At 70.9% G+C, this 25922-nt stretch carries 23 protein-coding genes; 11 read left to right on the top strand and 12 right to left on the bottom strand.

What is annotated here, in order from left to right:
• The first annotated feature begins 70 nt into the window (after positions 1 to 70).
• Entirely contained in the window at positions 71 to 919 is an 849-nt protein-coding gene (locus HZU84_RS15135) for a UDP-2,3-diacylglucosamine diphosphatase (RefSeq protein ID WP_149505075.1), read from the top strand.
• A 31-nt stretch (positions 920 to 950) separates the two neighbouring features.
• On the opposite strand, the gene HZU84_RS15130 is transcribed toward HZU84_RS15135, so the two are convergent.
• From HZU84_RS15130 to HZU84_RS15090, 9 genes are all read right to left on the bottom strand, one after another.
• Positions 951 to 1988 carry a glycosyltransferase family 4 protein gene (locus tag HZU84_RS15130; protein ID WP_149505076.1) on the bottom strand — a complete coding sequence of 346 codons (1038 nt, stop codon included), beginning with the start codon at positions 1986 to 1988 and terminating at the stop codon, positions 951 to 953.
• Positions 1988 to 3205, bottom strand: a complete 1218-nt coding sequence (lplT, locus tag HZU84_RS15125; protein ID WP_244954378.1) for a lysophospholipid transporter LplT — start codon at positions 3203 to 3205, stop codon at positions 1988 to 1990. Before lplT ends, HZU84_RS15130 begins: the two co-directional genes overlap by 1 nt.
• 70 nt (positions 3206 to 3275) lie before the next feature.
• Complete coding sequence (locus HZU84_RS15120; RefSeq protein WP_149505077.1) at positions 3276 to 4409, bottom strand: acyl-CoA dehydrogenase family protein; 1134 nt, start codon at positions 4407 to 4409, stop codon at positions 3276 to 3278.
• A 39-nt stretch (positions 4410 to 4448) separates the two neighbouring features.
• The gene (locus HZU84_RS15115) at positions 4449 to 5126 is read right to left on the bottom strand and encodes a LysE family translocator (protein ID WP_149505078.1); all 678 of its coding nucleotides are present in this window, start codon (positions 5124 to 5126) and stop codon (positions 4449 to 4451) included.
• Positions 5127 to 5140: 14 nt separating this feature from the next.
• Positions 5141 to 6340: an acetyl-CoA C-acyltransferase gene (locus HZU84_RS15110; RefSeq protein ID WP_149505079.1), complete on the bottom strand. Its 1200-nt coding sequence runs from the start codon at positions 6338 to 6340 to the stop codon at positions 5141 to 5143.
• A 19-nt stretch (positions 6341 to 6359) separates the two neighbouring features.
• Positions 6360 to 8177 (bottom strand): bifunctional isocitrate dehydrogenase kinase/phosphatase, encoded by a 1818-nt coding sequence (gene aceK, locus HZU84_RS15105; RefSeq protein ID WP_149505080.1) that lies wholly within the window; start codon positions 8175 to 8177, stop codon positions 6360 to 6362.
• A 23-nt stretch (positions 8178 to 8200) separates the two neighbouring features.
• Positions 8201 to 8887, bottom strand: a complete 687-nt coding sequence (gene can / locus HZU84_RS15100; protein ID WP_149505081.1) for a carbonate dehydratase — start codon at positions 8885 to 8887, stop codon at positions 8201 to 8203.
• 152 nt (positions 8888 to 9039) lie between these two features.
• Positions 9040 to 10428 carry an L-serine ammonia-lyase gene (locus HZU84_RS15095; RefSeq protein ID WP_149505082.1) on the bottom strand — a complete coding sequence of 463 codons (1389 nt, stop codon included), beginning with the start codon at positions 10426 to 10428 and terminating at the stop codon, positions 9040 to 9042.
• A 34-nt stretch (positions 10429 to 10462) separates the two neighbouring features.
• A complete protein-coding gene (locus tag HZU84_RS15090; RefSeq protein WP_149505083.1) occupies positions 10463 to 11116 on the bottom strand; it encodes a YitT family protein in 654 nt (217 codons plus the stop codon).
• A gap of 151 nt (positions 11117 to 11267) precedes the next feature.
• On the opposite strand from HZU84_RS15090, the gene HZU84_RS15085 reads away from it, so the two are divergent.
• The 4 genes from HZU84_RS15085 to alaC all read left to right on the top strand — a co-directional run bounded on the left by HZU84_RS15085 (position 11268) and on the right by alaC (position 19033).
• Positions 11268 to 13244: a sigma-54-dependent Fis family transcriptional regulator gene (locus HZU84_RS15085; RefSeq protein WP_420821133.1), complete on the top strand. Its 1977-nt coding sequence runs from the start codon at positions 11268 to 11270 to the stop codon at positions 13242 to 13244.
• A gap of 228 nt (positions 13245 to 13472) precedes the next feature.
• Complete coding sequence (locus HZU84_RS15080; RefSeq protein WP_149505084.1) at positions 13473 to 15287, top strand: flavin-containing monooxygenase; 1815 nt, start codon at positions 13473 to 13475, stop codon at positions 15285 to 15287.
• 100 nt (positions 15288 to 15387) lie between these two features.
• On the top strand, positions 15388 to 17685 hold the full coding sequence (locus HZU84_RS15075) for a 2OG-Fe(II) oxygenase (protein WP_149505085.1): 2298 nt from the start codon (positions 15388 to 15390) through the stop codon (positions 17683 to 17685).
• Between the two features lie 136 nt (positions 17686 to 17821).
• The gene (gene alaC, locus HZU84_RS15070; protein WP_149505086.1) at positions 17822 to 19033 is read left to right on the top strand and encodes an alanine transaminase; all 1212 of its coding nucleotides are present in this window, start codon (positions 17822 to 17824) and stop codon (positions 19031 to 19033) included.
• 13 nt (positions 19034 to 19046) lie between these two features.
• Here alaC and HZU84_RS15065 read toward each other — a convergent pair whose 3' ends face one another.
• Genes HZU84_RS15065 through HZU84_RS15055 form a run of 3 tightly spaced genes read right to left on the bottom strand, consistent with a single transcriptional unit; the run spans position 19047 to position 21447 of the window.
• Positions 19047 to 19379: a soluble NSF attachment family protein gene (locus tag HZU84_RS15065; RefSeq protein ID WP_244954380.1), complete on the bottom strand. Its 333-nt coding sequence runs from the start codon at positions 19377 to 19379 to the stop codon at positions 19047 to 19049.
• Between the two features lie 59 nt (positions 19380 to 19438).
• Complete coding sequence (locus HZU84_RS15060; RefSeq protein WP_149505087.1) at positions 19439 to 20650, bottom strand: MFS transporter; 1212 nt, start codon at positions 20648 to 20650, stop codon at positions 19439 to 19441.
• Positions 20651 to 20655: 5 nt separating this feature from the next.
• Positions 20656 to 21447: a ThuA domain-containing protein gene (locus HZU84_RS15055; protein ID WP_149505088.1), complete on the bottom strand. Its 792-nt coding sequence runs from the start codon at positions 21445 to 21447 to the stop codon at positions 20656 to 20658.
• A gap of 65 nt (positions 21448 to 21512) precedes the next feature.
• Here HZU84_RS15055 and HZU84_RS15050 point away from each other — a divergent pair, with 65 nt between their 5' ends.
• The 6 genes from HZU84_RS15050 to HZU84_RS15025 all read left to right on the top strand — a co-directional run.
• Complete coding sequence (locus HZU84_RS15050; RefSeq protein WP_149505089.1) at positions 21513 to 22565, top strand: helix-turn-helix transcriptional regulator; 1053 nt, start codon at positions 21513 to 21515, stop codon at positions 22563 to 22565.
• 61 nt (positions 22566 to 22626) lie between these two features.
• Positions 22627 to 23052 carry a carboxymuconolactone decarboxylase family protein gene (locus HZU84_RS15045; protein ID WP_149505090.1) on the top strand — a complete coding sequence of 142 codons (426 nt, stop codon included), beginning with the start codon at positions 22627 to 22629 and terminating at the stop codon, positions 23050 to 23052.
• 60 nt (positions 23053 to 23112) lie between these two features.
• Positions 23113 to 23523: a helix-turn-helix domain-containing protein gene (locus HZU84_RS15040; protein ID WP_149505091.1), complete on the top strand. Its 411-nt coding sequence runs from the start codon at positions 23113 to 23115 to the stop codon at positions 23521 to 23523.
• A gap of 142 nt (positions 23524 to 23665) precedes the next feature.
• A complete protein-coding gene (locus tag HZU84_RS15035; RefSeq protein WP_149505092.1) occupies positions 23666 to 23917 on the top strand; it encodes a helix-turn-helix domain-containing protein in 252 nt (83 codons plus the stop codon).
• Positions 23918 to 23939: 22 nt separating this feature from the next.
• Positions 23940 to 25283 carry a type II toxin-antitoxin system HipA family toxin gene (locus HZU84_RS15030; RefSeq protein WP_149505093.1) on the top strand — a complete coding sequence of 448 codons (1344 nt, stop codon included), beginning with the start codon at positions 23940 to 23942 and terminating at the stop codon, positions 25281 to 25283.
• A gap of 158 nt (positions 25284 to 25441) precedes the next feature.
• Positions 25442 to 25922: leucine-rich repeat domain-containing protein (locus tag HZU84_RS15025; RefSeq protein ID WP_180692985.1), on the top strand; the 481-nt coding region annotated here is incomplete at its 3' end.

Genomic DNA, 25922 nt, shown 5'->3' with positions numbered 1-25922 from the left:
CCGATACCGCGTCGTGCCGCTGTCACCCGCGCTTCACCGGGGGGTCATCCCGGGTGCCGACGATGGTGCCATGGACGCCATCACCGCCCCCGCCGCCGCGGCGCCGGACAGTGCCTTCCCGCAGGAGACGCTGTCGGTCCGCACCGTGTTCATTTCCGACGTGCACCTGGGCACGTCCGGCTGCCAGGCCGAGGCGCTGCTCGACTTCCTGCGCTCGGTCGAGTGCGAGACGCTCTACCTGGTCGGGGACATCGTCGACGGCTGGCAGCTGCAGCGGCGCTGGTTCTGGCCGCAGGCGCACAACGACGTGGTGCAGAAGGTGCTGCGCAAGGCGCGCAAGGGCACGCGGGTGATCTTCGTGCCCGGCAACCATGACGAGTTCGCGCGCCGCTACGCCGGCCATGCCTTCGGCGGCATCGAGGTGGTGGAGGACTGCATCCACCAGACCGCCGACGGCCGCCGGCTCTGGGTGATGCACGGCGACCTGTTCGACGGCGTGATCCAGTGCGCGCGCTGGCTGGCCCATGTCGGCGACGGCCTCTACCAGCTGGCGCTGCGGCTCAACCGGATGCTGAACTCGGCCCGCGCGCGCCTGGGGCTGCCCTACTGGTCGCTCTCGCGCTACCTGAAGCTCAAGGTCAAGCGTGCGGTCAGCTTCATCAACGACTTCGAGCTGGCGGTGATCCGCGAGGCGCGCCGGCGCGGCGTCGACGGCGTGGTCTGCGGCCACATCCACCATGCCGAGCTGCGGGTGGTCGACGGCCTGACCTATGCCAACGACGGCGACTGGGTCGAGAGCCTGACCGCGCTGGTCGAGCATGCCGACGGCCGGCTCGAGATCATCGACTGGGCCGAGGCGATGCGCCGGCGCACGCGCCGCTCGCCGATGGCGGCGCTGCCGCAGCCGGCCGGAGCCTGAGCCCGATCCGGCCCAGGCTCCGGCCCCGGGCTCAGGTCGCCGCGATCAGCGCGGCCGGCCGCGGGATCGGTCGGAGCGCCTGCTCGAACTGGCGCGTCGCCGCCGCCCAGGTGTAGCGCTCGGCGAAGGCGCGCACGCGCGTGCGGTCGCAGCGCAGCGCGGCCAGGCAGGCCGCCTTCAGGTCGGTGTCGATCACGCCGCCCTCGCCGCTGGTGCCGACCACGTCGATCGGACCGGTCGCCGGCAGCGCCGCCACCGGCGTGCCGCAGGCCATCGACTCGATCAGCACCAGGCCGAAGGTGTCGGTCTCGCTCGGGAAGACCATCACGTCGGCGCTGCGGTAGAGCTGCGCCAGGTCCGGGCCGGAGAGCACGTCGAACCAGCGCACCCCGTCGCCGTAGGTGCGGCGCAGCCGCGCGGCCTCGGGGCCGGCGCCGGCGACCCATTTCTCGCCGGGCAGCGCCAGCCGCAGGAAGGCGTCGATGTTCTTCTCGACCGCCAGCCGGCCCACGTACAGGAAGACCGGGCTGCCGCCGGCCGGGCGCGTCAGCACCGGCCCGTCCGGGCTGAACATCTCCAGGTTGACGCCGCGGCTCCAGTGCACCGGGTGCCGGTAGCCGTGGCGGCGCAGCTCCTCGCCCATGTGCGGCGTGGGCACCAGCGTGGCCACGCCGCTGTTGTGGAAGCGGCGCAGCAGCGCGTGGCTCCAGTTCACCGGCAGGCCGGTGCGCAGCTGTAGGTATTCGGGGAAGCGGCTGTGATAGGCGGTGGTGAAGGGCCAGCCGCGCCGGCGCGCCACCGAACGTGCGGCCCAGCCCAGCGGGCCCTCGGTGGCGATGTGCAGGCAGTCGGGCTGCAGCGCGTCGAGCCGGCGCGCCATGCCGCGCGGCGTCACCGCGGCGAGGCGGATGTCCGGATAGGTCGGGCAGGGCACGCTCGGCCAGCCCTGCGGCGAGACGATGTGCACCTCGTGGCCGAGCAGGCCGAGCTCGTGCGTGGTCATCTTCAGCGTGCGCACCACGCCGTTGACCTGCGGCTCCCAGGCGTCGGTGACGATGACGATCCTCATCAGGCGATCTCCTTGTGGCGATGGGGTTGCCGGTGGTGGTGCCGGTGATGCAGCGCGATCAGCGCCATCAGCAGCGCGATGCCCAGACCGAAGCCGCGGATCAGCAGCTCGAGCGGCAGGTCCTGGCGACTGAACCAGGCGTAGCCGGCCAGCATCAGCAGCACGCTGGCGTTCTCGTTGAAGTTCTGCACCGCGATCGAGCGCCCGGCGCTGAGCAGCGTGGCGCCGCGGTGCTGCAGCAGCGCGTTCATCGGCACGACGAACAGCCCGGCGACCAGGCCGGCGCAGGCCAGCAGCGGCAGCGCCGGCAGCCAGTGGTCGATGTGCGGCATCGGCAGCAGCAGCAGGCCCATCGGCACGCCCAGCCACAGCACCTGCGGCGCACGCTCCAGCGGCACCAGCCGCCCGGCCAGCAGCGCGCCGACCACCACGCCAGTGGCCGACAGGCCCTGCAGCCAGGCGGCCTGCGCCAGCGTCAGGCCGAGGTCTTCCTCGGCCCAGCGCAGCACCAGGAACTGCAGCGTGGCGCCGACGCCCCAGAACAGCGTGGTGGTGGCCAGCGAGACGCGCCCGAGCGGATCACGCCACAGCCGCGCGTTGGCGCGCGCGAAGTCGCCGAGCTGGCAGGCCAGCGGCGGCGCGGCCGGATAGCGCGCGCCGCTGTCGGGAATGCCCAGGTTCAGCAGCGCCGCCAGACCGTAGAGCGCCAGCAGGCCGGCCAGTGCGGTGGCCGGCGCCAGCCAGGCCAGCAGCGCGCCGCCCAGCATCGTGCCCAACAGCACGGCCAGCACGGTGGCCACCTCGATCCAGCCGTTGGCGGCGACCAGCCGGTGCGGCGGCATCAGCTCGGTGACCAGACCGTACTTGGCGGGCGAATACAGTGCCGCGCCGGCCCCGGCCAGCGCGAAGCACGGGCCCACCGGCGCGCCCAGCGCCATCGCGGCGCAGGCGCCGGCCTTGAGCGCATTGGCCGCGCTCATCACCGCGGCCTTCGGCGCGCGGTCGGCCAGCGGCCCGACGAAGGGCGCCAGCAGCACATAGGCCAGCGTGAACGCCAGCTTGAGCAGCGGCGGCAGCCAGACCGGCCCGCCCTCGGCCGCGAGGCGGCCGATCGCCACCAGCAGCAGCGCGTTGTCGGCCAGTCCGGACACGAACTGGGCCGACATCAGCAGTCGGAAGCCGCGCAGGGCGGCGGGCAGGGGCAGCGACGTCGTCACCCGGCCGAGTGTCGGCAGCGGGCATGACGCCGGCGTGATCGGGACGTGATCGTGGCGTGACCGGGCTGCGTCAGCCCGCCAGCGCGCGCCCGATCAGGATCTTCTGCACGTCGCTCGTGCCCTCGTAGATCTGGCAGACGCGCACGTCGCGGTAGATGCGCTCGACGGGAAAGTCGCTGACATAGCCGTAGCCGCCGAAGGTCTGGATCGCCATCGAGCAGACCCGCTCGGCCATCTCGCTGGCGAAGAGCTTGGCCATCGCGGCCTCCTTCAGGCAGGGGATGCCGGCGTCCTTCATCGAGGCGGCGTGCCAGATCAGCTGGCGCGCCGCCTCGATCTGCGTCGCCATCTCGGCCAGGCGGAACTGCACCGCCTGGTGCTCGAAGATCGGCACGCCGAAGGCCACGCGCTCCTTGCTGTAGCGCAGCGCCGCCTCGAAGGCCGCGCGCGCCATGCCGACGCACTGCGAGGCGATGCCGATGCGCCCGCCCTCCAGCCCGGCCAGCGCGATCTTCAGGCCCTGGCCCTCGTCGCCGATGCGGTTGGCCGCCGGCACGCGGCAGTTCTCGAACAGGATCTGCGCGGTGTCGGAGCTGTGCTGGCCCATCTTGTCCTCGATGCGCGCCACCGTGTAGCCGGGCGTGGCGGTCGGCACGATGAAGGCGCTGATGCCCTTCTTGCCGGCGTTCCGGTCGGTCACCGCCATGACGATGGCGACGTCGCCGTTCCTGCCGCTGGTGATGAACTGCTTGACGCCGTTGAGCACGTAGTGATCGCCGTCACGCACAGCGGTGGTCTTCAGGCCGCCGGCCTCCGAGCCGACGTGCGGCTCGGTCAGACAGAAGGCGCCGAGCATGTCGCCGCGCGCCAGCGGCTTCAGGAACTGCTGCTTCTGCGCCTCGCTGGCGAAGCCCATCAGGATCGAGCAGACCGGGCAGTTGTTGACGCTGATGACGGTGGAGGTGCCGCCGTCGCCCGCGGCGATCTCCTCGAGGATGAGGGCCAGCGCCAGGTAGTCGAGGCCGGCGCCGTCGTGCTCGGTCGGCACCGCCACCCCGTAGCAGCCCAGCGAGGCCAGGCCCTTGAGCTGCTCGGCGGGAAAGTGGTGCTCCTTGTCCCAGCGCGCCGCGTGCGGGGCGATCTGGTCCTGGACATAGGTGCGGATGGCGTCCTGGATGGCGCGGTGGTCGTCGGAGAGCAGCATGGGTGGGCCTCTTTCGGCGTGTTGAACGGCGCTGCGCCCTCAGGGCACGGGCGCCTCGGTGCGGGCCAGCCGTGCGGCCAGGCCCAGGAAGAGCAGGCCGCCCAGGCCCTGCAGCCAGCGGCCGGCCGAGGCGGAGCCGAAGATGGAAGAGCGTGCACGCTGCCGGAGCAGGCCGGTGATGCCCACGAGCACGGCGAGGAACAGCGCGCTCTGCGCCGCGAACCACGCGCCCAGCACCAGGAAGCTGAAGGCCTTGTCAGGCGCGGCGGCATCGATGAACTGCGGCAGGAAGGCGAGGAAGAACAGCGCGACCTTCGGGTTGAGCACATTCGTCAGCAGGCCCTGGCGAAAGGTGCGGCCCAGCGGCGGGGCCTCGTCGGCAGCGCCGGGCGACACCGCGGCCGCGGGAGCCTGTGCCGGATCAGCCCATGCCGCGCGCAGCATGCCCGCGGCCAGCCAGACCAGATAGGCCGCGCCCAGCCACTTCAGCGCCGAGAAGGCGGCGGCCGACATCGCCAGCAGCGCCGCCAGCCCGGAGGCCGCCGCCAGCGCGTGCACCACGCAGCCCAGGCTGATGCCGGCCGCGCCGGCCAGCCCGGTGCGCGGTCCGCACTGCAGCGTGCGCCCGACCACGAAGACCAGGTCGACGCCCGGCGTGGCGTTGAGCACCAGCACCGACAGCGCGAACAGCGCTGGATCGTGCAGACCCAGGGTCATGCCGATGCCGTGCGTCAGACCATCTCGACGGCCAGCGCGGTGGCCTCGCCGCCGCCGATGCACAGGCTGGCGACGCCGCGCTTCAGGCCGCGCTTCCTGAGCGCGCCCAGCAGCGTCACGACGATGCGCGCGCCCGAGGCGCCGATCGGGTGGCCCAGCGCGCAGGCGCCGCCGTGCACGTTGACGATCTCGTGCGGTAGCGAGAACTCGTGCATCGCCGCCATCGTCACCGCCGCGAAGGCCTCGTTGACCTCCCACAGGTCGACGTCGCCGACCTGCCAGCCGGCGCGTGCGAGCACCTTGCGGATCGAGCCGGCCGGCGCGGTCGAGAACCAGGCCGGCTCCTGCGCATGCACCGCATGCGCGACGATGCGCGCGACCGGCTGCAGGCCGTGCGCGGCGGCGGTCGACTCGCGCATCAGCACCAGCGCGGCGGCGCCGTCGGAAATGCTGCTGGCGTTGGCGGCCGTGATCGTGCCGTCACGCTTGAAGGCCGGCTTCAGCCCGGCGATCTTGTCCAGACGGGCCTTGAAGGGCTGCTCGTCGTGGCGGACCACCGTGTCGCCGCCGCGGCCCTTGAGCGTCACCGGCGCGATCTCCCAGTCGAAGGAGCCGTCCTCGTTGGCGGTCTTGGCGCGGGTGGTGGAGGCGATGGCGTAGGCGTCCTGCGCCTCGCGGGTGAAGCCGTACTTCTCGACGCAGGCCTCGGCGAAGACGCCCATCGCCCGGCCGCGCTCGTAGGCGTCCTCCAGGCCGTCCATCGCCATGTGGTCGAAGAGCTGCGCGGCGCCGTACTTCACGCCCTTGCGCACGAAGCTCAGGTGCGGCGCGTTGGTCATGCTCTCCATGCCGCCGGCGATCATCACGTCGGCCGAGCCGGCGGCGAGCATGTCGTGCGCGAACATCATCGCGCGCATGCCGGAGCCGCACATCTTCGACAGCGTCACCGCGCCGGCCGAGATCGGCAGGCCGGCGGCCAGCGCGGCCTGGCGCGCCGGCGCCTGGCCCTGGCCTGCCATCAGGCAGTTGCCCATCAGCACCTCGTCGACCACGTCGCCGGGCAGGCCGGCGCGCTCGATGGCGGCGCGGATCGCCACGCCGCCCAGCTCGGCGGCGGGCAGCGCGGCGAAGTCGCCCAGCAGACCGCCGATCGGCGTGCGGGCGGCGGAGACGATGACGACGGGGTCGTGACTGCGGCTGATGCTGACGCTCATGGCGGCGCTCCTTCGGGATTCAGTCGGTGGGGACGGTGGGGGCAGGGGGAACGGCGGGTTCGACCGGGCGCCGGCGGTGCAGGAAGCGGCGCTCCGGATCGTAGGGAAAGACATCGTGCACATGGCCGGCGCGGATGCGCGCCTGGTGCGCCTGCCAGAAGGCCGGGTCGAGCAGGTCGGCGTGATGGCGCATGAACACCTCGCGCACGCCGCGGTGGCCGAGCAGGAAGGGGCCGAAGGTCTCCGGGAAGACATCCTTCGGACCGACCGAATACCAGATCTCGCCCGACATCTCGTCTTCCTCGTGGCGTGGCGCGGGCACGCGACGGAAGTGGCAGTCGGTGATGTACTCGATCTCGTCGTAGTCGTAGAAGACGACCTTGTTGTTGCGCACCACGCCGAAGTTCTTCCACAGCATGTCGCCGGGAAAGATGTTGGCCGCCACCAGGTCCTTGATCGCCTGGCCGTACTCGACGACCGCATGCTCGAGCTGCTCGGGCGTGGCCTCCTGCAGGTAGATGTTCAGCGGCACCATGCGGCGCTCGATGTAGACATGCTTGAGGATGACCTCTTCCTGGCCGTCGCCGTCGCGGTCGGAGATCTCGAGCTGGCTGGGCGCCTCGCGGCGGATCTCCTCGATCAGCGCTTCGGAAAAGCGCGCGCGCGGAAAGGCGACATTGCTGAACTCCAGCGTGTCGGCCATGCGCCCGACCCGGTCGTGCTGCTTCACCAGCAGGTACTTGCCCTTGACCTGCTCGCGCGTGGTGTCCTTCTGCGCCGGGAAGCGGTCCTTGATGACCTTGAAGACGTAGGGGTAGCTGGGCAGGTCGAACACCAGCATCACCATGCCCTTGATGCCCGGCGCGATGCGGAAATGGTCGCTCGAGTGGCGCAGGTGCGACTGGAAGTCGCGGTAGAACAGCGTCTTGCCCTGCTTGTGCAGGCCCAGCTGGCTGTAGAGCTCGCTGCGCGGCTTGCGCGGCATCAGCGCGCGCAGGAACTGCACGTACGCCGAAGGCACCTCCATGTCGACCATGAAGTCGGCGCGCGCGAAGCTGAACAGCCGCTGCAGATCGTCCTCGCCGAACAGCGCCGCGTCGATGAACAGCCGCTGCTGTTCGTCCTTGAGGATCGGCAGCGCGAAGGGCAGATCGTTGTAGCCGTTGATGATGCGCCCGACCACATAGGCGCCCTTGTTGCGGAAGAACAGCGAGCTCAGCGCCTGGATCTGGAAATTGGTGCGCAGCCGACCCGGGCCGATGGCCGCCTCGGTCTCGGCCAGCACCTCGTCGAGGTCGCGTTCCAGGTCGGCCCATGCGCCCTCCAGCCCGAAATGGCCGACCAGCTGCGCCAGCGCCTCGCGCAGCGTCTCGCGGCTCGGGTACCAGGCGCGGAAGCTCGGGCGCAGCTGCGGCTCGCCGTTCTCGATGTATTCGGTCGAGACGGCCGGCCGCACGAAGATGAAGTCGTTGTGGAAATAGTCCCGGTGCAGGATCTTGGTCGTCACCGAGTTGAAGAAGGTCTCGGCCAGCTCGGGCTGGCGGTGGCCGGTCAGCAGGCCGATGTAGTGCAGCTTGACCTGCTGCCAGACCGCCATCGGCAGCGCGCCGGCGTGGAAGTCGCGCCGCAGCCGCTCGACCGTTTCCTCGACCCGGCGCGGGAAGAACGCGAGGCGTTCGCGCTGCGCCTCGTGCTGGCCGTGCCAGTCGCCTCGCTCGAAGCGTGCGCGTGCGCTGGCGCTGGCCTCCCGGAACAGCTGGTAGTGGCGGTTGAATCCCTCCAGCATCGCGCAGGCGATGTCGAAGGCGCGGGTGTCGTCGAGCTGCTGCGGGAACATTGGCGCGTTTCGCTGCGTCCGGGTCAGTCGGAGGCCGCCTCGGCCGTCTCGGCCGGGACAAAGCGCTGCTTCAGCGCCTCCAGCGCGCGTTCGTAGGCCGGCTCGATGTCCTGAGGCTTCGACACCGTGATGCGCAGATCCTCCAGCAGGCCGTTGTGCAGGCCGTAGACCCAGCCGTGAATCACCACCTCCTGGCCGCGCTGCCAGGCGTCCTCGACGATGGTGGTGCGGCAGACGTTGCGCGCCTGCTCCAGCACGTTCAGCTCGACCAGCGCGTCGACCTGGCGTTCCGGCGTCAGCCTGTCGAGAAAGGCCCGGTGCTGGTTGCGCACGTCCTGCACATGGCGCAGCCAGATGTCGACCAGACCGACGCGCAGATTGTTCAGCGCCGCCTTGACGCCGCCGCAGTTGGAGTGGCCGACGACGATCACATGCGTGACCCGCAGCGCATCGACCGCGTACTGGATCACCGACAGCGCGTTGAGGTCGCTGGGCACGATCACATTGGCGATGTTGCGGTGCACGAAGAGTTCGCCCGGCAGCAGATCGACCAGCTCGTTGGCCGGCACGCGGCTGTCGGCACAGCCGATCCACAGGTACTGCGGAGTCTGCTGCTTCAACAGGCGCGAGAAGAAACCCGGCTCGCGGGTCTCGGTGTCGGCTGCCCACTGGCGATTGCGTTCGAAGAGTTCGTTCAGTTCTGTGCTCATGGACAGCGATTGTTGCGTCAGGGGGCCTGTCCGTGGCTGACATCCGGGCACGAAGCGGGTACGGCTCGACGGGCTGCGGTCCGGATGCGACAGCGCGGCGATTGTTGATGACGTTTACGTAAACGTCAATTGGTGGGTGCCACCCTGGCGCTTCAGCACTCGACGATGTTGACCGCCAGCCCACCGCGGGCGGTCTCCTTGTATTTGGTCAGCATGTCGGCGCCGGTCTCGCGCATGGTCTTGATGACCTTGTCGAGGCTGACATGGTGCGAGCCGTCGCCGCGCAGCGCCATGCGCGCGGCGTTGACCGCCTTGACCGAGGCGATGGCGTTGCGCTCGATGCAGGGGATCTGCACCAGGCCACCCACCGGGTCGCAGGTCAGGCCCAGATGGTGCTCCATGCCGATCTCGGCGGCGTTCTCGACCTGCTCGGGCGTGCCGCCCATGACCGCGCACAGGGCGCCTGCAGCCATGGAACAGGCCACGCCGACCTCGCCCTGGCAGCCGACCTCGGCGCCGGAGATGCTGGCGTTCTCCTTGTAGAGCAGGCCGATGGCGGCGGCGGTGAGCAGGAAGTCGACGATGCCGGCGGTGCTGGCGCCAGGGTGGAAGCGTGCGTAGTAGTGCAGCACCGCCGGCACGATGCCGGCCGCGCCGTTGGTCGGGGCGGTGACGACCCGGCCGCCGGCGGCGTTCTCCTCGTTGACCGCCAGCGCGTAGAGGTTGATCCAGTCCAGCGTCTGCAGCGGGTCGCGCAGCGCGGCCTCGGGGTGCGCGAGCAGCTGCGCGTGCAGCGCCGCGGCGCGCCGGCGCACCTTGAAGCCGCCGGGCAGCACGCCCTCGGTGCGGCAGCCGCGTGCCACGCAGTCCTGCATCACCTGCCAGATGCGCAGCAGGCCGGCGTCGATCTCGGCGTCGTCGCGCCAGTGGCGCTCGTTCAGGCGCATCACGCCGGCGATCGAGGTGCTCAGCGAGCGTGTCAGCGCCAGCAGCTCGGCGCCGCTGCGGAACGGGTGCGGCAGCACCGAGGCGTCGGGCGCGATGACGCGCTGGCGCTGGCCGTCGGCGGCGACCTGATCGCTGACGACGAAGCCGCCGCCGACCGAGTAGTAGGTGCGGCTCTCGAGTTCGCGGCCGTCGGCGTCGAAGGCCAGGGCGCGCATGCCGTTGGCGTGAAAGGGCAGCGGGCGGCGCAGCATCGCCAGATCGTCGCGCTCGACGAAGGTCACCGGATGGCGGCCGGCCAGCACGATGCGCCGCTCGGCGCGCATCGCCGCCAGCAGCGCCGGCACCGCGTCGACGTCGACCGTCTCCGGATCATGCCCGGCCAGGCCGAGCAGCACCGCCTTGTCCGAGCCGTGGCCGCGCCCGGTGGCGCCCAGCGAGCCGTGCAGCTCGACGCGCACCCGCGCCACCGCCTCGAGCCGGCCCTCGGCGATCAGGCGCTCGACGAAGAGCCGTGCGGCGCGCATCGGCCCCACGGTGTGCGAGCTCGACGGCCCGATGCCGATCTTGAACAGGTCGAATACGCTGACGGCCATCTTGTCTGTCTCCTGGAATGCCGGGGCGTCGGTGTCAGAGCACCGCGTAGCGCCCCGGTCGGTGGTTGATCGCGATGAAGAGGTTCATCGTCACCGCGGCGAGAATCGAATAGAGCGCCTTCTGCTGCTCGATCAGCGCAAACGACAGCGCCAGGATCGTGCCGTCGATCGCCATCTGCACATGGCCGGCTCGCCACTGGCGCGCGCGCTGCAGGTAGAGCGAGACGATGGTGGCGCCGCCCAGGCTGGCGTGGTGCCGCGCCAGGAACAGGCAGCCCGAGCCCAGCAGCAGCCCGCCGAGCACCGCCGCGTAGGCCGGATGCAGCCGCTCGATCGCGAACAGCGCCGGCGACCAGGACGTCATCAGCGACAGCAGGCCCACCGACAGGAAGGTCTTGAGCGTGAACTCCAGCCCCATGCGCTTCCAGGCGAAGCCGTAGAAGGGCAGGTTCAGCACGAAGAACAGCGGTCCGAAGCTCAGTCCGGTGGCGTAGTGCAGCAGGAAGGCCGCGCCTGCGGTGCCGCCGGTCATCAGTCCGGCCTGGCGGAACATGATCAGCGCCAGCGACACGAACAGCGTGCCGGTGAACAGCGCCTGCGCGTCCTCGAACAGGGTGTGGCGGCGCACGCGCTCGGTCTCGGCGGCGGGCGGGGCGGGGGGAGTCGGTACAGCGGAATCGGAAGCCATGGTCGAAATGTGCATGAAGCGTGCCGGCGCCGGGGCGACCGGCTGGGTGCCCTGTGCGGGTGTTCACGCCTGTGCGTGTCGGCCGGGCTGCGGCACAGTGGCCGGCCAGCCGTCCGGAGATCCGTCCATGCCGACCGCCATGCCGTCCCCGCTGTCCGCCGCCCGGCGTGCGCACATCGCCACCGTCATCGAGGTCGCCGACCGGGGCCTGACGGCGCCGGCCGCCGCCGCGCACGACGCGATCATCCGCGCGAGCTGGCAGCGCTGCGTGCACGATCACCGGCTCGACCCGACCCGCATGCAGGAGGCGGTCATCCTGCCGCAGGCCCGGCTGCGCGAGCATCAGGACCAGATGGAGGACTTCCTGCAGATCGCCCGCCACGGGCTGGAGCAGCTCTATCGCCAGGTCGCCGGCCTGGGCTATGTGGTGCTGCTGACCGACGCGCGCGGCGTGACGGTGGACTTTCTCGGCGACCTGCAGATCGAGGGCCGGCTGCGCCGCGCCGGCCTCTATCTGGGCGCCGACTGGAGCGAGGCGCAGGCCGGCACCTGCGGCGTGGGCACCTGCATCAGCACCGGCCAGGCGCTGACGGTGCATCTGGACGACCACTTCGACGCGACCCACATCCCGCTGACCTGCACCTCGGCGCCGGTGTTCGGCCCCGGCGGGCGGCTGGAGGCGGTGCTCGACATCTCGCAGCTCAGCAGCGCCGAGCCCAAGTCCAGCCAGCATCTGGCGCTGCAGCTGGTGCGCGACGCCGCCGCGCGCATCGAGGACGCCGCCTTCCTGCAGCGCCACCGGCGCGACTGGATCCTGCGCCTGGGCGACGCGCCGGCCTTTCTCGATCTGCGCGCCGACTATCTGCTGGCGCTGGACGCGGCCGGTCGCATCACCGGCCACAACCGTCGCGCACAGCAGCTCTTCGCGCCGCCGGGCACCGCGGCGACGGCGCCCTCGACGCTGATCGGCCGGCCGCTGCAGGCGCTGCTGGAGCTGTCGCCGGCGGAGCTGCCGCGCCATCTGGCCGGGCAGGGCGGCGAGGCGGGCGCGGTGCGCTGCACCGGGCGGCCGGACCTGCTGTTCCTGCGGGTGAGCGCGCCGCCGGCCGTGTCGCCGGCCCGCCGTCCGGCCGAGACGCCGCGCAGCGCCACGCTGCCGGCACCGCTGGCCGCGCTCTCGGGGGGCGATCCGGCGCTGGACCGGCTGGTCGAGCGCGCCGCGCGGCTGGTCGACAGCCCGGTCAGCCTGCTGATCACCGGCGAGACCGGCAGCGGCAAGGAGTTTCTCGCCAAGGCGCTGCACCGCAGCAGCGCGCGCCGCGACGGGCCCTTCGTCGCGGTCAACTGCGCCGCCATTCCCGAGTCGCTGATCGAGAGCGAGCTGTTCGGCCATCTGCCGGGCAGCTTTTCCGGCGCAGGCCCGAAGGGCAAGCGCGGCCTGATCCAGGAGGCCGACGGCGGCACGCTCTTTCTCGACGAGATCGGCGACATGCCGCGTGCGCTGCAGGCGCGGCTGCTGCGGGTGCTGGCCGAGCGCGAGGTGCTGCCGATCGGCGCGACGCGGCCGCAGCCGGTGCGCCTGCGGGTGATCGCCGCGACGCACTGTCCGCTCGAGACCATGGTGCGCGAGGGGCGTTTCCGCGACGATCTGTACTACCGGCTCAACGGCGCGCACTTCGCGCTGCCGCCGCTGCGCGAGCGCCGCGATCTGGAAGCGCTGGTCGCACGGCTGCTGGCCGACGACGGCGCCGGCACGGTGCTGGCCGACGATGCCCGCGCGGCGCTGCTGGCGCATGACTGGCCCGGCAATCTGCGCGAGCTGCGCAATGTCGTCGACTATGCCCGCAGCGTCTGCCTCGGCGGCGTGATCCGCCTGGCCGATCTGCCCGAGCGGCTGCAGGGCCTGGGGGGCCGCCGCGCTGCCCTGGCGGCACTGTCGTCCGCGGCCCCGGTTGCTGCGGTCGAGCATGACGCGGCCCGGCAGCTGCGCGAGCGCCTCGCGGCCGCACGCTGGAATGTCTCGGCGGTCGCGCGCGAGATGGGCGTCGCGCGCATGACGCTCTACCGGCGCATGCGCCGCTTCGGCATCGTCTCGCCGCTGGATGCGGCCGAGTCGTCGGCCGAGTGACCGGGCGAGGCACCTGTCACGCGGTGACCGGTGACAGCTGTCTCGGTGTGACAGCTGTCACCGCGGCGGCCGGGCGCCGGGCGGAGAGGGAAGCTTCAATGAAATCAAGGGCTTGTCATCGTTCCAGGGGGTGAGCAGGCGCGGCACGCGGCTTGCGCTGTCTGGAGGCGGCGGCACGGCGACGCAGAAGCCGGCCGCATCCGCATCCACCACGAAGGAGACATGACGATGAGCGAGACCCTGACCGTCCCGGTCACCCCGACCGCCCGCGCCGCCGCCTGGCTGGCCCGTCTCGAGGCCGCGCTGGCCGCGCGCGACAGCGCGGCCGCCGCCGCGCTGTTCGACGACGAGTGCTACTGGCGCGACCTGGTCAGCTTCACCTGGAACCTGCGCACCGAGGAGGGCCGCGACGCGATCCGCGAGATGCTCGACGCGCAGCTCGGCACCGTGGCGCCGTCCGGCTTTCGCCTGCAGGGCGAGGCCAGCGAGGCCGGCGGCGTCACCGAGGCCTGGTTCGACTTCGAGACCGCGCAGGCGCGCGGCACCGGCCATCTGCGCCTGAAGGGCGATCTCGCCTGGACGCTGCTGACGACGATGAGCGAGCTCAAGGGCTTCGAGGAGAAGAAGGGCCGGCGCCGCATCAAGGGCGCCGAGCACGGCGCGCAGGCCGGCGGGCGCGCCAGCTGGCTCGAGCGCCGCCAGCAGGAGCTGGCCGCGCTGGGCGACACCGAGCAGCCCGAGGTGGTCATCATCGGCGGCGGCCAGGGCGGCATCGGCCTCGGGGCGCGGCTGCGCCGGCTGGGCGTGCCGACGATCATCATCGAGAAGAACGCGCGTGCCGGCGACTCCTGGCGCAACCGCTACAAGAGCCTGTGCCTGCACGACCCGGTCTGGTACGACCACATGCCCTATCTGCCCTTCCCGGACGACTGGCCGGTGTTCTGCCCGAAGGACAAGGTCGGCGACTGGCTGGAGATGTACGTCAAGGTGATGGAGCTGAACTACTGGAGCTCCACCGTTGCCGAGAAGTGCCGCTGGGACGAGGCCAGCGGCCGCTGGGAGGTGCGGGTGGTGCGCGAGGGCCGGCCGGTCACGCTGCGGCCGCGCCAGCTGGTGTTCGCGCTGGGCGTGTCGGGCTACGCCAACGTGCCGCAGATTCCCGGTGCCGAGCGCTTCGAGGGCACGCAGCACCATTCCAGCCGCCACCCCGGCGGCGCGGCCTGGGCGGGCCGCAAGGCGGTGGTGCTGGGCTCGAACAACTCCGCGCACGACATCTGCGCCGACCTCTGGGAGCACGGCGCCGACGTGACGATGATCCAGCGCAGCTCGACGCACATCGCGCCGTCGGACTCGCTGATGGAGCTGGCGCTGGGCGGGCTCTACTCGGAGCAGGCGCTGGAGAACGGCGTCGGCACCGAGAAGGCCGACCTGCTGTTTGCCTCGGTGCCGTACCGGATCATGCACACCTTCCACATCCCGGTGTACGAGGAGATGAAGCGCCGCGACGCCGACCTGTACGCGCGGCTGGAGAAGGCCGGCTTCCTGCTCGACTTCGGCGAGGACGGCTCGGGCCTGTTCATGAAGTACCTGCGCCGCGGCTCGGGCTACTACATCGACGTCGGCGCCTCCGAGCTGGTGGCCGACGGCCGCATCCACCTGAAAAGCCGCGTCGGCATCGAGCGCATCAACCCGCGTTCGGTCACGCTGACCGACGGCACCGAGCTGCCCTGCGACCTGCTGGTCTACGCGACCGGCTACGGCTCGATGAACAGCTGGCTGGCCGACCTGATCTCGCCGGAGGTCGCCGACCAGGTCGGCAAGTGCTGGGGCCTGGGCTCGGCCACCACCAAGGATCCCGGGCCGTGGGAGGGCGAGCTGCGCAACATGTGGAAACCCACGCCGGTCGAGAACCTGTGGATCCACGGCGGCAACCTGCACCAGTCGCGCTGCTACTCGCAGTACCTGGCGCTGCAGCTCAAGGCGCGGATGGAAGGGCTGGCCACGCCGGTGCACAAGCCGGCGCCGAGCCATCACCGGCGCTGACTCACACCCACTGGCCTGCACGAAGCCGGTGCGGTTCAATCTGGGGACGGCTGGCTGTGCGGTGTACGGTCTCAGGTCGGTGTTGCCACAATGACTGACCATGAACACCCTGCTCGACCTCCTGCGCCAGCCGGCCACGCCGCGACCCGCCTCGCCAGACGGCTCCACCACCCCGGACTGTTTCTGGGCGGAAGGCCGCTTGCCCGCCGGACACCTGGCGATCGAGGTCGAAGGACTCGGCCTGCTCCCCCAGCCGCTGCCGCCCGCCCAGGCCCAGGCGCTGCACGACCTCAGCGAGCCCGCCCAGTTCGGCCTGCGCGACCAGACTCTGCTGGACACCACCGTGCGCCACACCGGCGAGATCAGCGCCGACCTGCTCAGCCTCGACTGGCAGCCAGGCGCCTTCGCCGCGCTGAAGCAGGCGGTCGCGCAGGCACTTGGCGTGGAGCAGATCGACGCCTGGCTGCACAACCTGCTGATCTACGGCCCCGGCCAGTTCTTCAAGCCGCACCAGGACACCGAGAAGCACCCCGGCATGGTCGCCACGCTGGTGCTGGTCTGGCCGTCGCCGCACATCGGCGGCACGCTGCGGGTGCAACTGGGGCAGCAGGAAGCTGCCCTGTCGTCACAGCACCTGCAGGCGCAGGACCTCCGCTGGTTCGCGTTCTATGCCGACTGTCGTCACGAGGTGCTGCCGGTACAGGAGGGCTGGCGTGTCGCGCTGACGTTCGACCTCGTGCTGCCGGCGCAGGTGGCGCGGCCGGCTGTCCCTGCGAGGCTGCAGACGGCGCTGGAACACGCGCTGCGGCAGCAGTTCGCGATGGACGGCGACACGCCGGGCATGGCGCCCTGGGTGCTGCTGCTGGACCATGAATACACCGAACACGGCCTGCGCTGGCCGCTGCTCAAGGGCGATGACCGCTGGCGCGTGGCGGCGCTGCGGGCGGCGGCCGAGGCGCTCGGGCTGCGCCTGCACCTGGCGCTGGCCGAGCTGCACCAGACCTGGAGCGCCGAGCCTGCGCCCCGATCGCGCTGGAGCCGCCATGGCGATGAGGCTGACCCCCAGCGGGGGGAGCTGATCGACGAGTCGCTGTCGCTGGATTTCTGGGTCGATGAACACGACCAGGTCGGCCCGCGCAGCAGCCTGTCCGTGAGGCTCGACGACACCGCCAGCTTCACCGAGACCGGCAGCGCCCACCTTGTGGACGAGCAGTACGAAGGCTACATGGGCAACTACGGCGATACGCTGGACTACTGGTACCGCCGCGCAGCGCTGGTGATCCAGTCACCGCTGGCGGTCGAGCGGGACCGGTTCGCACTCGACTTCGACGGGGCCCTGGCAGAGCTGCAGCGGCTGGCCGGACTGCCCGCCGAATCGGTCACCCTGGCCAGTCGCGTGAAGGTGGCGGCCCGCACGCTGGCCTACCAGGTGAGCGTCCGCGGTCGGACGCTGCTCGACGCGTATGCCGAGATCGCCGCCGCGCTGCCCGACCCCGAAGCCGCCACGGCGCTGCTGGCGGACTTCGATCCGAGTGGTTTCCTGCCAGAGGATGCCGCCACCCTGGCCCGGTTGCAGCACGCGCGCGGCACCCTCTGGCTGCGCACCGTGCTGCAGCGCTGGAACGATCCGCAGGCGCGGCGATTCGCCGCCGTGACAGGATGGCGTGTGCAATGGGGTTCGCACCTGTCCCTGTCGGCGCTGTGGCCGACACCGCTGCCGGCATTCACGCAGGCTGCCCTGGACGCGGGCTGGAGTCTGGTGCTGCTGGACGACTGGTTCGACGCCTGCCTGGCTGCGCTGAAGCGCTTCGATCAGGCCCGCGTGCAGGCGAAGCCGGCCAACCGGATGCAACTGCAGCCCGCAATGCTGCAGGCGGTGGATGAGCTGGCGCAGTCCCTCGTTCTGCGGGCGGATGATGGGATCGAGGATCTGCGCGTCCTGATCGACCATGTGCTCGCGCACCCGGGTCTGTACCCCGCCACGCAACTGGCGCCCTTCGTGCAGTCCGTCGGTGCGCTGTCGCGCCAGTGGCCGCAGGATCGCCTGCTGCACGACCGCGTGACCGAGGCACTCCGCAACGCCCTGAACGAACCGCTGCGCGACCTGACGGACCACCGCCTGTGCGGCGTGGAGTGGGTGTGCCGCTGCAAGGACTGCATGGCCATGATCCCCTGGGCCGAGTCCGCCAGCGCCGAGCCGCTCGTGCTGGCGATGGCCGAGCCGCGCCGCCAGCATGTCCAGTCACAGTTCGAGGCCGCGGGCGCACCGCTCACCGCGACCACGCTGCGGCAAGGCTCGCCGCACAAGCTGGTGCTGCGCAAGCCCGGTGATCTGCAGGCGCGTGATCGGGCTGCACGCGAGGCGTGGCGCCGCGACTTGGCGATGCTGGGGGACTGATCGACAAATCGCAGAAGGTGCGGCCGGCCAGGTTCAGGGCTTGTCAATCTGCGTCAACAGACCCTAGGATGTGCACTGGCTGCCCAGCAGCCAGCGTCGCTCGGACGGTTCCGGGCGCTCACGTTCATCTCTGCCAATGTCGTCTTCCAGCTCTTCGGGCAAGCGCCGCTTTGCGCGCATCGATCGCCTTCCCCCCTACGTCTTCAACATCACGGCCGAGCTGAAGCTCGCCGCGCGCCGCCGTGGCGAGGACATCATCGACCTCAGCATGGGCAATCCCGATGGCGCCACCCCCGCGCACATCGTCGCCAAGCTCACCGAGGTCGCCCAGCGCCCCGACACCCACGGCTACTCGGCCAGCAAGGGCATCCCGCGCCTGCGCCGCGCGATCTCGCACTGGTACAAGGACCGCTACGCCGTCGACATCGACCCGGACAGCGAAGCCATCGTCACCATCGGCTCCAAGGAAGGCCTGGCGCACCTGATGCTGGCCACGCTCGACCGCGGCGACACCGTGCTGGTGCCGGATCCGAGCTACCCGATCCACATCTACGGCGCGGTGATCGCGGGCGCGGACATCCGCTCGGTGCCGCTGGTGCCCGGCGTGGACTTCTTCGCCGAGCTGGAGAAGACCATCCGCGGCAGCTACCCGAAACCGAAGATGATGATCCTCGGCTTCCCCAGCAACCCGACCGCGCAGTGCGTGGAACTCGACTTCTTCGAGCGGGTGATCGCGCTGGCCAAGAAGCACGACATCTTCGTCGTCCACGACCTGGCCTACGCCGACATCTGCTTCGACGGCTGGAAGGCGCCGTCGATCATGCAGGTGCCCGGCGCCAAGGACATCGCGGTCGAGTTCTTCACGCTCTCCAAGAGCTACAACATGGCCGGCTGGCGCATCGGCTTCATGGTCGGCAATCCCGATCTGGTCGCCGCGCTGGCGCGCATCAAGAGCTACCACGACTACGGCACCTTCACGCCACTGCAGGTCGCCGCGATCGCCGCGCTGGAAGGCGATCAGAGTTGCGTGAAGGACATCGCCGCGACCTACCAGAAGCGCCGCGATGTGCTCGTCAAGGGCCTGCGCGAGGCCGGCTGGAACGTGGACTGCCCGAAGGCCTCGATGTACATCTGGGCGAAGATCCCCGAGAAGTACGCGGCGCTGGGCTCGCTCGAGTTCGCCAGGCAGCTGATGGCCCGCGCCAAGGTCTGCGTCTCGCCCGGCATCGGCTTCGGCGACCACGGCGACGACCATGTGCGCTTCGCGCTGATCGAGAACGAGAGCCGCATCCGCCAGGCGGTGCGCGGCATCAAGGCGATGCTCAAGGCCGACGGCGTCTCGGCCTGAGCGCGGCCGCGCTTCAGCGCCGGGTGCGGGCGCGGCGGATCAGGTCGACCGCGGCGATCTCGCTGCCGAGCGAGGCGCCCAGCGCATGCCGGCACAGCCCGGCCTGCGCGTAGTGCAGGTTCTCGTAGAGTTCGGCGGCGGCCGGATGCGCGTCGAGCAGCGCATTCAGCGCCGGGCCGGGCTCGGCCGCGTCGAGCAGCGCGCCCAGCGTCGAGGCGACCTGGCGGTACTGCGCTGCAGCGCGCTCCGAGGCGCCGGGGTCGAGCCGCTCCAGCAGCCGCGCCAGCGCCAGCACGGCACCGAGATCGTGGTGAAGTCGTTCGGGACGGGTCGGCATGATCGGCATGGTCGGCTCCTGCGGCGGGGTGTCCTGATCTGCCGATCTGCGGGGGCCTGGCCGGGATTTCAAGGCCTGGATGCGCGGTCCGCCATCGGCACCCGGTGCGAGAAGATCGACAGCAGGCTGGCCGCCACCACCACCACGCCCATCGCGGCAGTCAGGGTCAGCGCGTGCGCGATTGCGCCGATCAGCGGCGGGCCGATCAGGAAGCCGCTGTAGCCGATCGACGAGACCGAGGCGATCGCCGCGGCACGGCTGGTGCCCGGCACCCGGGTCGCGGCGTTGTAGAGGATCGGCACCACCGGCGCCAGGCCGGCGCCGACCAGCGCGTAGCCGATCAGCGAGACCCACGGATCGCCGCTGATCAGCACCACCGCCATCGCGAAGGCCGACAGCCCGGCGCTGAAGGCCAGCAGCTGGTCCTCGGGATACCGCGCGCGCAGCCGGTCGCCGGCGAAGCGCGCCAGCGCCATCGCGCCGGCGAAGGCGGCATAGCCCAGGCCGGCCTGGGCCTGCGGCATGCCGAGCTCCTGCTTCAGGTAGAGCACGCACCAGTCGTACATCACGCCTTCGGCGCTCATGCCGGCGAAGATCAGCAGGCCGATGACCAGCAGCTGGCCGCGCGGCCAGGCGAACTGCGCCTGCGGACCCTCGTGCGGCTCGGGCGCCGGATGGGTGTCGAGCATGCCGCGTGCGGCCGCCAGCACCGCCAGCGCCATCAGCAGGCCGAAGCCGGCGAGCTGATGCTCCGGCGTGACCTGCAGCCGCAGCAGGCCCGCGGCCAGCGCCGCGCCGCCCATCGCGCCGAGGCTGAACATGCCGTGCAGGCCGCTGAGAATGGCGCTCCCGCCCATGACCTCCAGCGCCGAGCCTTCGGCATTGATCGCCACGTCGTAGAGGCTCATCGCCGCGCCGAAGACCAGCATCGCCGGCAGCAGCAGCGCCAGCGAGGGCCAGTGCAGCACCAGCGCCAGCATCAGGCCCATCACCAGCGCGCAGGCCCGCGCCGCGCCGCGTGCGCCCAGCCACGCGACGATGCGCCCGGCGGTGAACAGCGACACCACCGCGCCGGCCGCCGCCGACAGCAGCACCAGCGACAGCATGGCCTCGTCCAGGCCGTAGTGCATCTTGACCGACGGGATGTGCACGCCCCAGGCGCCGCCGACCAGCCCGAGCGCCGCGAACAGCACCCGGGTGGAGCGGCGCGCCCGCGACAGCCGCGAGGGCGAGGGGCCGGGCCCGGTCTGGCCGAGCGAGGCAGGGAAGGTCGTCGTCATGTTGTTCAATCTTTCGGGGTGTGCAGGCGTTCGCGCGGCTCGACCTTCGGGCAGCGGTCGGGCCGGCGCGCCGAGTTCGGCGCGGCCCACTGCACCGCGTTGGTCAGCACGCGCCGGATCTGCGGGTGGTGATAGGTGGGAAAGGTCTCGTGGCCCGGCCTGAAATAGAAGATGCGCCCGTGGCCGCGCTGCCAGCAGCAGCCCGAGCGGAAGACCTCGCCGCCCTCGAACCAGGAGATGAACACGGTGCTGTCGGGCGCGGGAATGTCGAAGCGCTCGCCGTACATCTCTTCCTGCGCAAGCTCGATGCAGTCGTCCAGGCCGGCGGCGATCGGGTGCGCGGGCTCGACCACCCACAGCCGCTCGCGCTCGCCGGCGACGCGCCACTGCAGCGAGCAGTGCGTGCCCATCAGCCGGCGGAAGAGGCGCGAGAAGTGGCCCGAGTGCAGCACGATCAGGCCCATGCCGGCCAGCACATGGCGCTGAAGCCGGTCGACGACTGCATCCTCGATCTCGGCATGCGCCCGGTGGCCCCACCAGACCAGCACGTCGCAGCCGGCCAGGCGCTCTTCCGACAGGCCCTGCTCGGGCTCGTCGAGCGTGGCGGTGCAGATGTCGAGCGCGCGTGCGCCCGGGCCCAGGCCGGGCAGCTCGGCCAGCGCGGCGGCGATCGTCGCGTGAATGCCGTCCGGATAGATCGCGGCGACCTCCGGCCGGGTGCGCTCGTGGCGGAACTCGTTCCAGACGATGACAGAAATCCGCGCTGGTGGCGCGGGCAAGGGAGCGGGACTTTGCATGTCGGCAGAATAGGTTTTTCCCTGGGTGGGCGGCAACGGCTGCCGACAGCACAAAACCTCAAACCATGTCAGAAAACCTGGATGCCGCGGCGATGACGGCCGACCTGCCGGCCGAGCCGGCGCAGCGCCTGCGCGAGCTGGTCGAGCGCTTCGCGCGTGCGGCGGCCGAGGGGCGTACGCCGCTGTGGCTGCCGCCGCATCCAGCGGTCTGGCCCGGTCGCGGCCAGGGCCATTTCCATCTGGCCGCCGAGCTGTTCCTGCAGGTCTCGGGCACGACCCGCTTCGTCTTCCCGCATGCCGAGCGGCTGCTGCAGCCCGGCGAGATGCTGCTGGTGCCGCCGAAGCTGCTGCATGACGAGCATGTGCGCGCGGCCGGACCGGCGCCGGCGCAGGCCTTCCAGAACCTGGTGATCCACGCCGATGCCGGCTCGCTGTGCAGCCATCTGGCGCACGAGGCGCAGCCCGGCCGGCCCGGCATCCTGCATCTGGAGGTGCGCGGCCATGCGCAGGTCGCGCGCATCCAGGACTGGCTGGCCGATGCGGCGCTGCCGGGCGAGGAGGGCGACGCGGCGCTGGCGCTGCAGCGCCGTGCGCTGGTGGCCGCGGCGCTGGCCGGGGTGCGCCGGGTGCTCGATGCCGGCGCGGCCACCGAGGTCAGCGTCGAGCCACCGCTGCTGGCGCGGGCGCGCTCGCTGATCCGCGACCGCCTGGGCGACCACACGCTGAGCGTGCGCGATCTGGCCGCGCACTGCGGCTGCAGCGCCGACTATCTCTCGCACCTCTTCCACCGCCATGCCGGCGAGACGCTGGCCGCGCACATCGTGCGCCTGCGCCTCGACCGCGCCGAGCGGCTGCTGGCCGACGAGGCGGCGCTGGCGGTCAAGGAGGTGGCCTGGGCCTGCGGCTTCGCGTCCTCGGGCTATTTCATCCGCACCTTCCGCGCCCGCCACGGGCAGACGCCGGCGGTCTGGCGCCAGGCGCGGCCGAGCCGGCCCGCCGGCGCGACCGAAGCCGCCGTGCCGGCGCTCCCCTTCGTGCCCACGCGCGAGCGCCCCTGCCACTGGGCACGGCTGCCCGGCGACGAGGCCGACGACGGCCGCCCCGATACTGCCGCCTGATGCCGCCCCGGCAGCCGCCTTCTTCCTGTTCCTTTTTCTCTTCCTTCGACACGAGACCGACATGAGCACCGATCGCCCCGATTCCGCCGCCTCCCCCGCGCCGTCCGCCGGCGAGCAGCGCCGCCGCCAGGTCATGGGCGACGCCTTCGTCGACCGCGCGCTGGGCGCGGCGGACGCCTTCTCGAAGCCGCTGCAGGCCTATGTCAACGAGCACGCCTGGGGCTCGACCTGGCTGCGCGAGGGGCTGGAGCTCAAGCAGCGCAGCCTGTGCACCGTGGCGATGCTGGCCGCGCTGGGCCGCAGCCAGGAACTCAAGGGCCACCTGCGCGGCGCGATGAACAATGGCGCCACGCTGGCCGAGATCCGCGAGGTGCTGCTGCACGTCGCCCCCTACGCCGGCGCCCCGGCCGCGATCGAGGCCTTCCGCGCCGCGAAGGAATGGATGGCCGACAGCGGGCTGTCGGTGGATGGGCTGGATCCGAGCTGAGGGAGATCAGCCTTGGCGAGCACGCGCAGCACAGAGCATGGACGACAAAGGAGCCTGGAAATGAACCTCTCCGACATCTCGACGCACTGGGTTGCGCTGCACGAGGCGCTTGGCCTGGGCGCCCCGATCGCCGATGACGCGCACTACGAACGGATGCTGGCGGTCGTGGACCAGCTTTTCGACGCCGTGGCCGCCGATCCGGCGCATCCGCTGGGCGGGCTGGTGGAGATCCTGGCCGACCGCATCCGCGAATACGAAGGCCGCGTCCATCCGTGGCCTGACACCAGCACCCCGGCCAGCGTGCTCGCCAGCCTGATGGACGAGCACGGGCTGCGGCAATCCGACCTGCCCGAGATCGGCTCGCAGGGCGTGGTCTCCGAGGTGCTGGCTGGCAAGCGGCAGCTCAACCTGCGGCAGGTGCGGGCGCTGGCGGCGCGGTTCTCGGTGCCGATGGAGATGCTGGCCGGTTGACAGCAGCTTGCCGGTGCCATGGTGTTGGCAAATCATGGTCACGCGCTGCCACGCCTTCGAGAGCAGAGGCTGCGCTCGGTCAGAGGCGATATTCTTTTGGGGAATAAACCCATCTTATTCTCCGGAAGAATAAAATGTCCCCATGAAGCACCTCCTGCGCACCACTTACCAACTCGGCCAGTTGCTGCAATCGGCCCGCAAGCGCGCCGGCTGGTCGCAGACCGAACTGGCCGTGCGGATCAACCTGAGCCAGTCGCGGCTGTCGAAGCTGGAGCAGAACCCGGGGTCGATGACGGTCGATCAACTGCTGGCGCTGTGCGGGAGCCTGGGGCTGGACCTGACCTTGCAGGTGCGCGGGACGGACGAGCCGGCCGCGACGCCGGCCGAGTGGTGAACAGGCCGAGGTGAGGCAAGGCATGGCCCGCCGATCCGCGACCCGGGTGCTGTCGATCTGGTCCAACGGCGAGCGGGTCGGCACCTGGCGCCTGCCGGTGAATGGCCCGATGGAACTCCGCTACGACGCCGCCTGGATGGCCTCGCCGCAGGGCCGGCCGCTCTCGCTGTCCCTGCCATTCCGGGCGGACGACGCACCGCACGTCGGCGAGAAGGTCGCGCACTACTTCGAGAACCTGCTGCCCGACAGCGACGACATCCGCAGGCGTCTGGCCAGCCGGCTCAGGACGGCGTCCACCGGGGCGTTTGATCTGCTGCAGGCGATCGGGCGCGATTGTGTCGGGGCGGTGCAGCTCCTGCCCGAGGACGACACGCCGAGCGGCTTCGACCGGATCGACGGCACGGCGCTGAGCGACGAGGCGGTCGAGCAGCACCTGATGCGCGTCACCTCGCCCGCCGCGCCGGGTGCGCAGGATGCGGACGAGGATGACTTCCGTCTGTCGCTGGCCGGCGCACAGGAGAAGACGGCGCTGCTGTGGCACGGCGGCCAGTGGCTGCGCCCGCACCGCGCCACGCCGACCACCCACATCCTGAAGCTGCCGCTCGGGCTGGTGGGCAATGGCCGGGTGGACTTGTCGTCGTCGGTCGAGAACGAGTGGCTGTGCCTGAACCTGCTGCGCGGGTACGGTCTGGCGGTGCCCTCGTGCGAGATCCTGACGTTCGGCGCCCGGCAGGTGTTGAGCGTCGAGCGGTTCGACCGGCGGCTGCACTCGTCGGGGCGGTGGTGGCTGCGGCTGCCGCAGGAGGATTTTTGTCAGGCGCTGGGCCTGCCACCGCATCTGAAATACGAGTCGGATGGCGGTCCCGGCGTGCGCGATCTGGCGCAGATCCTGCGGCAGTCGGACGAGGCAGCACGCGACATCGAGACCCTGCTGCTGGCGCAGATCCTGTTCTGGCTGCTCGCCGCACCGGACGGTCATGCGAAGAACTTCAGCCTGCACCTGCTGCCCGGCGGGCGCTACCGGCTGGCGCCGCTGTACGACGTGATGTCGATCTGGCCGGTGGTCGGCAGCGGCCCCAGCCAATGGTCATGGCACAAGGCCCGGCTCGCGATGGCGGTGGTGGGCAAGCACCGGCACTACCACTTCAAGGATGTGCAGCGGCGGCATTTCAACGCGATGGCGCCGCACTGCGGGCATGGGCCGGATGCCGAGTCGCTGATCGAGCGCGTGCTGGTGGCGACCGACCGCGTGGTGGATGAGGTCGGGGCGCGGCTGCCCGCCGGGTTCTCGGCGCTGGTGTTCGAGACGGTCACGCAAGGGCTGCGGCGCTCGGTCGAGCGGCTGCAGCGGATGCCGGCGTGGTGATCGTCTTGGCGCCGCGTGCGGCTGGCCGATGGTGGGGCGGCGGAGAGGCTGTTCCTGACCGCGTGACCTGACCTTCCGCATCTTCCCGCCGCACGAGCCGCAGATTTACCATCTGCGGCTTGTTGGTTTTGATGCGCGAAAAACACGGGGGACAGTCGATGGCTGGCGACTACGACGAAGCGGAGCGGCGGATTGCGGAGGCGAAGGCCAGCGGGGCGCGGGAGCTGTCGCTGCGAGGGCTGGACATTGATCGGCTGCCGGACAGTCTGCGGACATTGACCCGTCTGGAAACACTCGATCTGCGCGGATGCCAGAAGCTGGCGGATATCCGGGCTGTCTCGTGCCTCATGGGGTTGAAAGCGTTGCTCTGCGGCGTGGACACAAATGCAGAGATCTGGTGGGGGCAGTCATTTGCTCTCTCCGACATAAAGCCGGTGTCCGGTCTGAAGAGTTTGCAGCAGCTCTACCTGAGCGTGTGCAGCCAACTGAAGGATGTGAGCGTGCTGAGCAGTCTGACGGGCTTGCAGCAGCTCGACCTGAGCGTGTGCAGCCAACTGAAGGATGTGAGCGGGCTGAGCAGCCTGACGGGCTTGCAGCAGCTCAACCTGAGCGGGTGCAGCCAACTGAAGGATGTGAGCG

Source organism: Sphaerotilus sulfidivorans (assembly GCF_013426975.1).
Taxonomy (GTDB): domain Bacteria; phylum Pseudomonadota; class Gammaproteobacteria; order Burkholderiales; family Burkholderiaceae_C; genus Sphaerotilus; species Sphaerotilus sulfidivorans.
The sequence above is the reverse complement of the archived record's forward strand: the minus strand, read 5'-3'. Positions and strand labels throughout refer to the sequence as shown.

Bases quoted from the DNA above. Each gene is read 5' to 3' on its own strand.
- HZU84_RS15135 (WP_149505075.1), top strand. From the start codon at position 71: ATGGACGCCATCACCGCCCCCGCCGCCGCGGCGCCGGACAGTGCCTTC.
- HZU84_RS15130 (WP_149505076.1), bottom strand. From the start codon at position 1,988: ATGAGGATCGTCATCGTCACCGACGCCTGGGAGCCGCAGGTCAACGGC.
- HZU84_RS15120 (WP_149505077.1), bottom strand. From the start codon at position 4,409: ATGCTGCTCTCCGACGACCACCGCGCCATCCAGGACGCCATCCGCACC.
- HZU84_RS15115 (WP_149505078.1), bottom strand. From the start codon at position 5,126: ATGACCCTGGGTCTGCACGATCCAGCGCTGTTCGCGCTGTCGGTGCTG.
- HZU84_RS15110 (WP_149505079.1), bottom strand. From the start codon at position 6,340: ATGAGCGTCAGCATCAGCCGCAGTCACGACCCCGTCGTCATCGTCTCC.
- aceK (WP_149505080.1), bottom strand. From the start codon at position 8,177: ATGTTCCCGCAGCAGCTCGACGACACCCGCGCCTTCGACATCGCCTGC.
- can (WP_149505081.1), bottom strand. From the start codon at position 8,887: ATGAGCACAGAACTGAACGAACTCTTCGAACGCAATCGCCAGTGGGCA.
- HZU84_RS15095 (WP_149505082.1), bottom strand. From the start codon at position 10,428: ATGGCCGTCAGCGTATTCGACCTGTTCAAGATCGGCATCGGGCCGTCG.
- HZU84_RS15090 (WP_149505083.1), bottom strand. From the start codon at position 11,116: ATGGCTTCCGATTCCGCTGTACCGACTCCCCCCGCCCCGCCCGCCGCC.
- HZU84_RS15080 (WP_149505084.1), top strand. From the start codon at position 13,473: ATGAGCGAGACCCTGACCGTCCCGGTCACCCCGACCGCCCGCGCCGCC.
- HZU84_RS15075 (WP_149505085.1), top strand. From the start codon at position 15,388: ATGAACACCCTGCTCGACCTCCTGCGCCAGCCGGCCACGCCGCGACCC.
- alaC (WP_149505086.1), top strand. From the start codon at position 17,822: ATGTCGTCTTCCAGCTCTTCGGGCAAGCGCCGCTTTGCGCGCATCGAT.
- HZU84_RS15065 (WP_244954380.1), bottom strand. From the start codon at position 19,379: ATGCCGATCATGCCGACCCGTCCCGAACGACTTCACCACGATCTCGGT.
- HZU84_RS15060 (WP_149505087.1), bottom strand. From the start codon at position 20,650: ATGACGACGACCTTCCCTGCCTCGCTCGGCCAGACCGGGCCCGGCCCC.
- HZU84_RS15055 (WP_149505088.1), bottom strand. From the start codon at position 21,447: ATGCAAAGTCCCGCTCCCTTGCCCGCGCCACCAGCGCGGATTTCTGTC.
- HZU84_RS15050 (WP_149505089.1), top strand. From the start codon at position 21,513: ATGTCAGAAAACCTGGATGCCGCGGCGATGACGGCCGACCTGCCGGCC.
- HZU84_RS15045 (WP_149505090.1), top strand. From the start codon at position 22,627: ATGAGCACCGATCGCCCCGATTCCGCCGCCTCCCCCGCGCCGTCCGCC.
- HZU84_RS15040 (WP_149505091.1), top strand. From the start codon at position 23,113: ATGAACCTCTCCGACATCTCGACGCACTGGGTTGCGCTGCACGAGGCG.
- HZU84_RS15035 (WP_149505092.1), top strand. From the start codon at position 23,666: ATGAAGCACCTCCTGCGCACCACTTACCAACTCGGCCAGTTGCTGCAA.
- HZU84_RS15030 (WP_149505093.1), top strand. From the start codon at position 23,940: ATGGCCCGCCGATCCGCGACCCGGGTGCTGTCGATCTGGTCCAACGGC.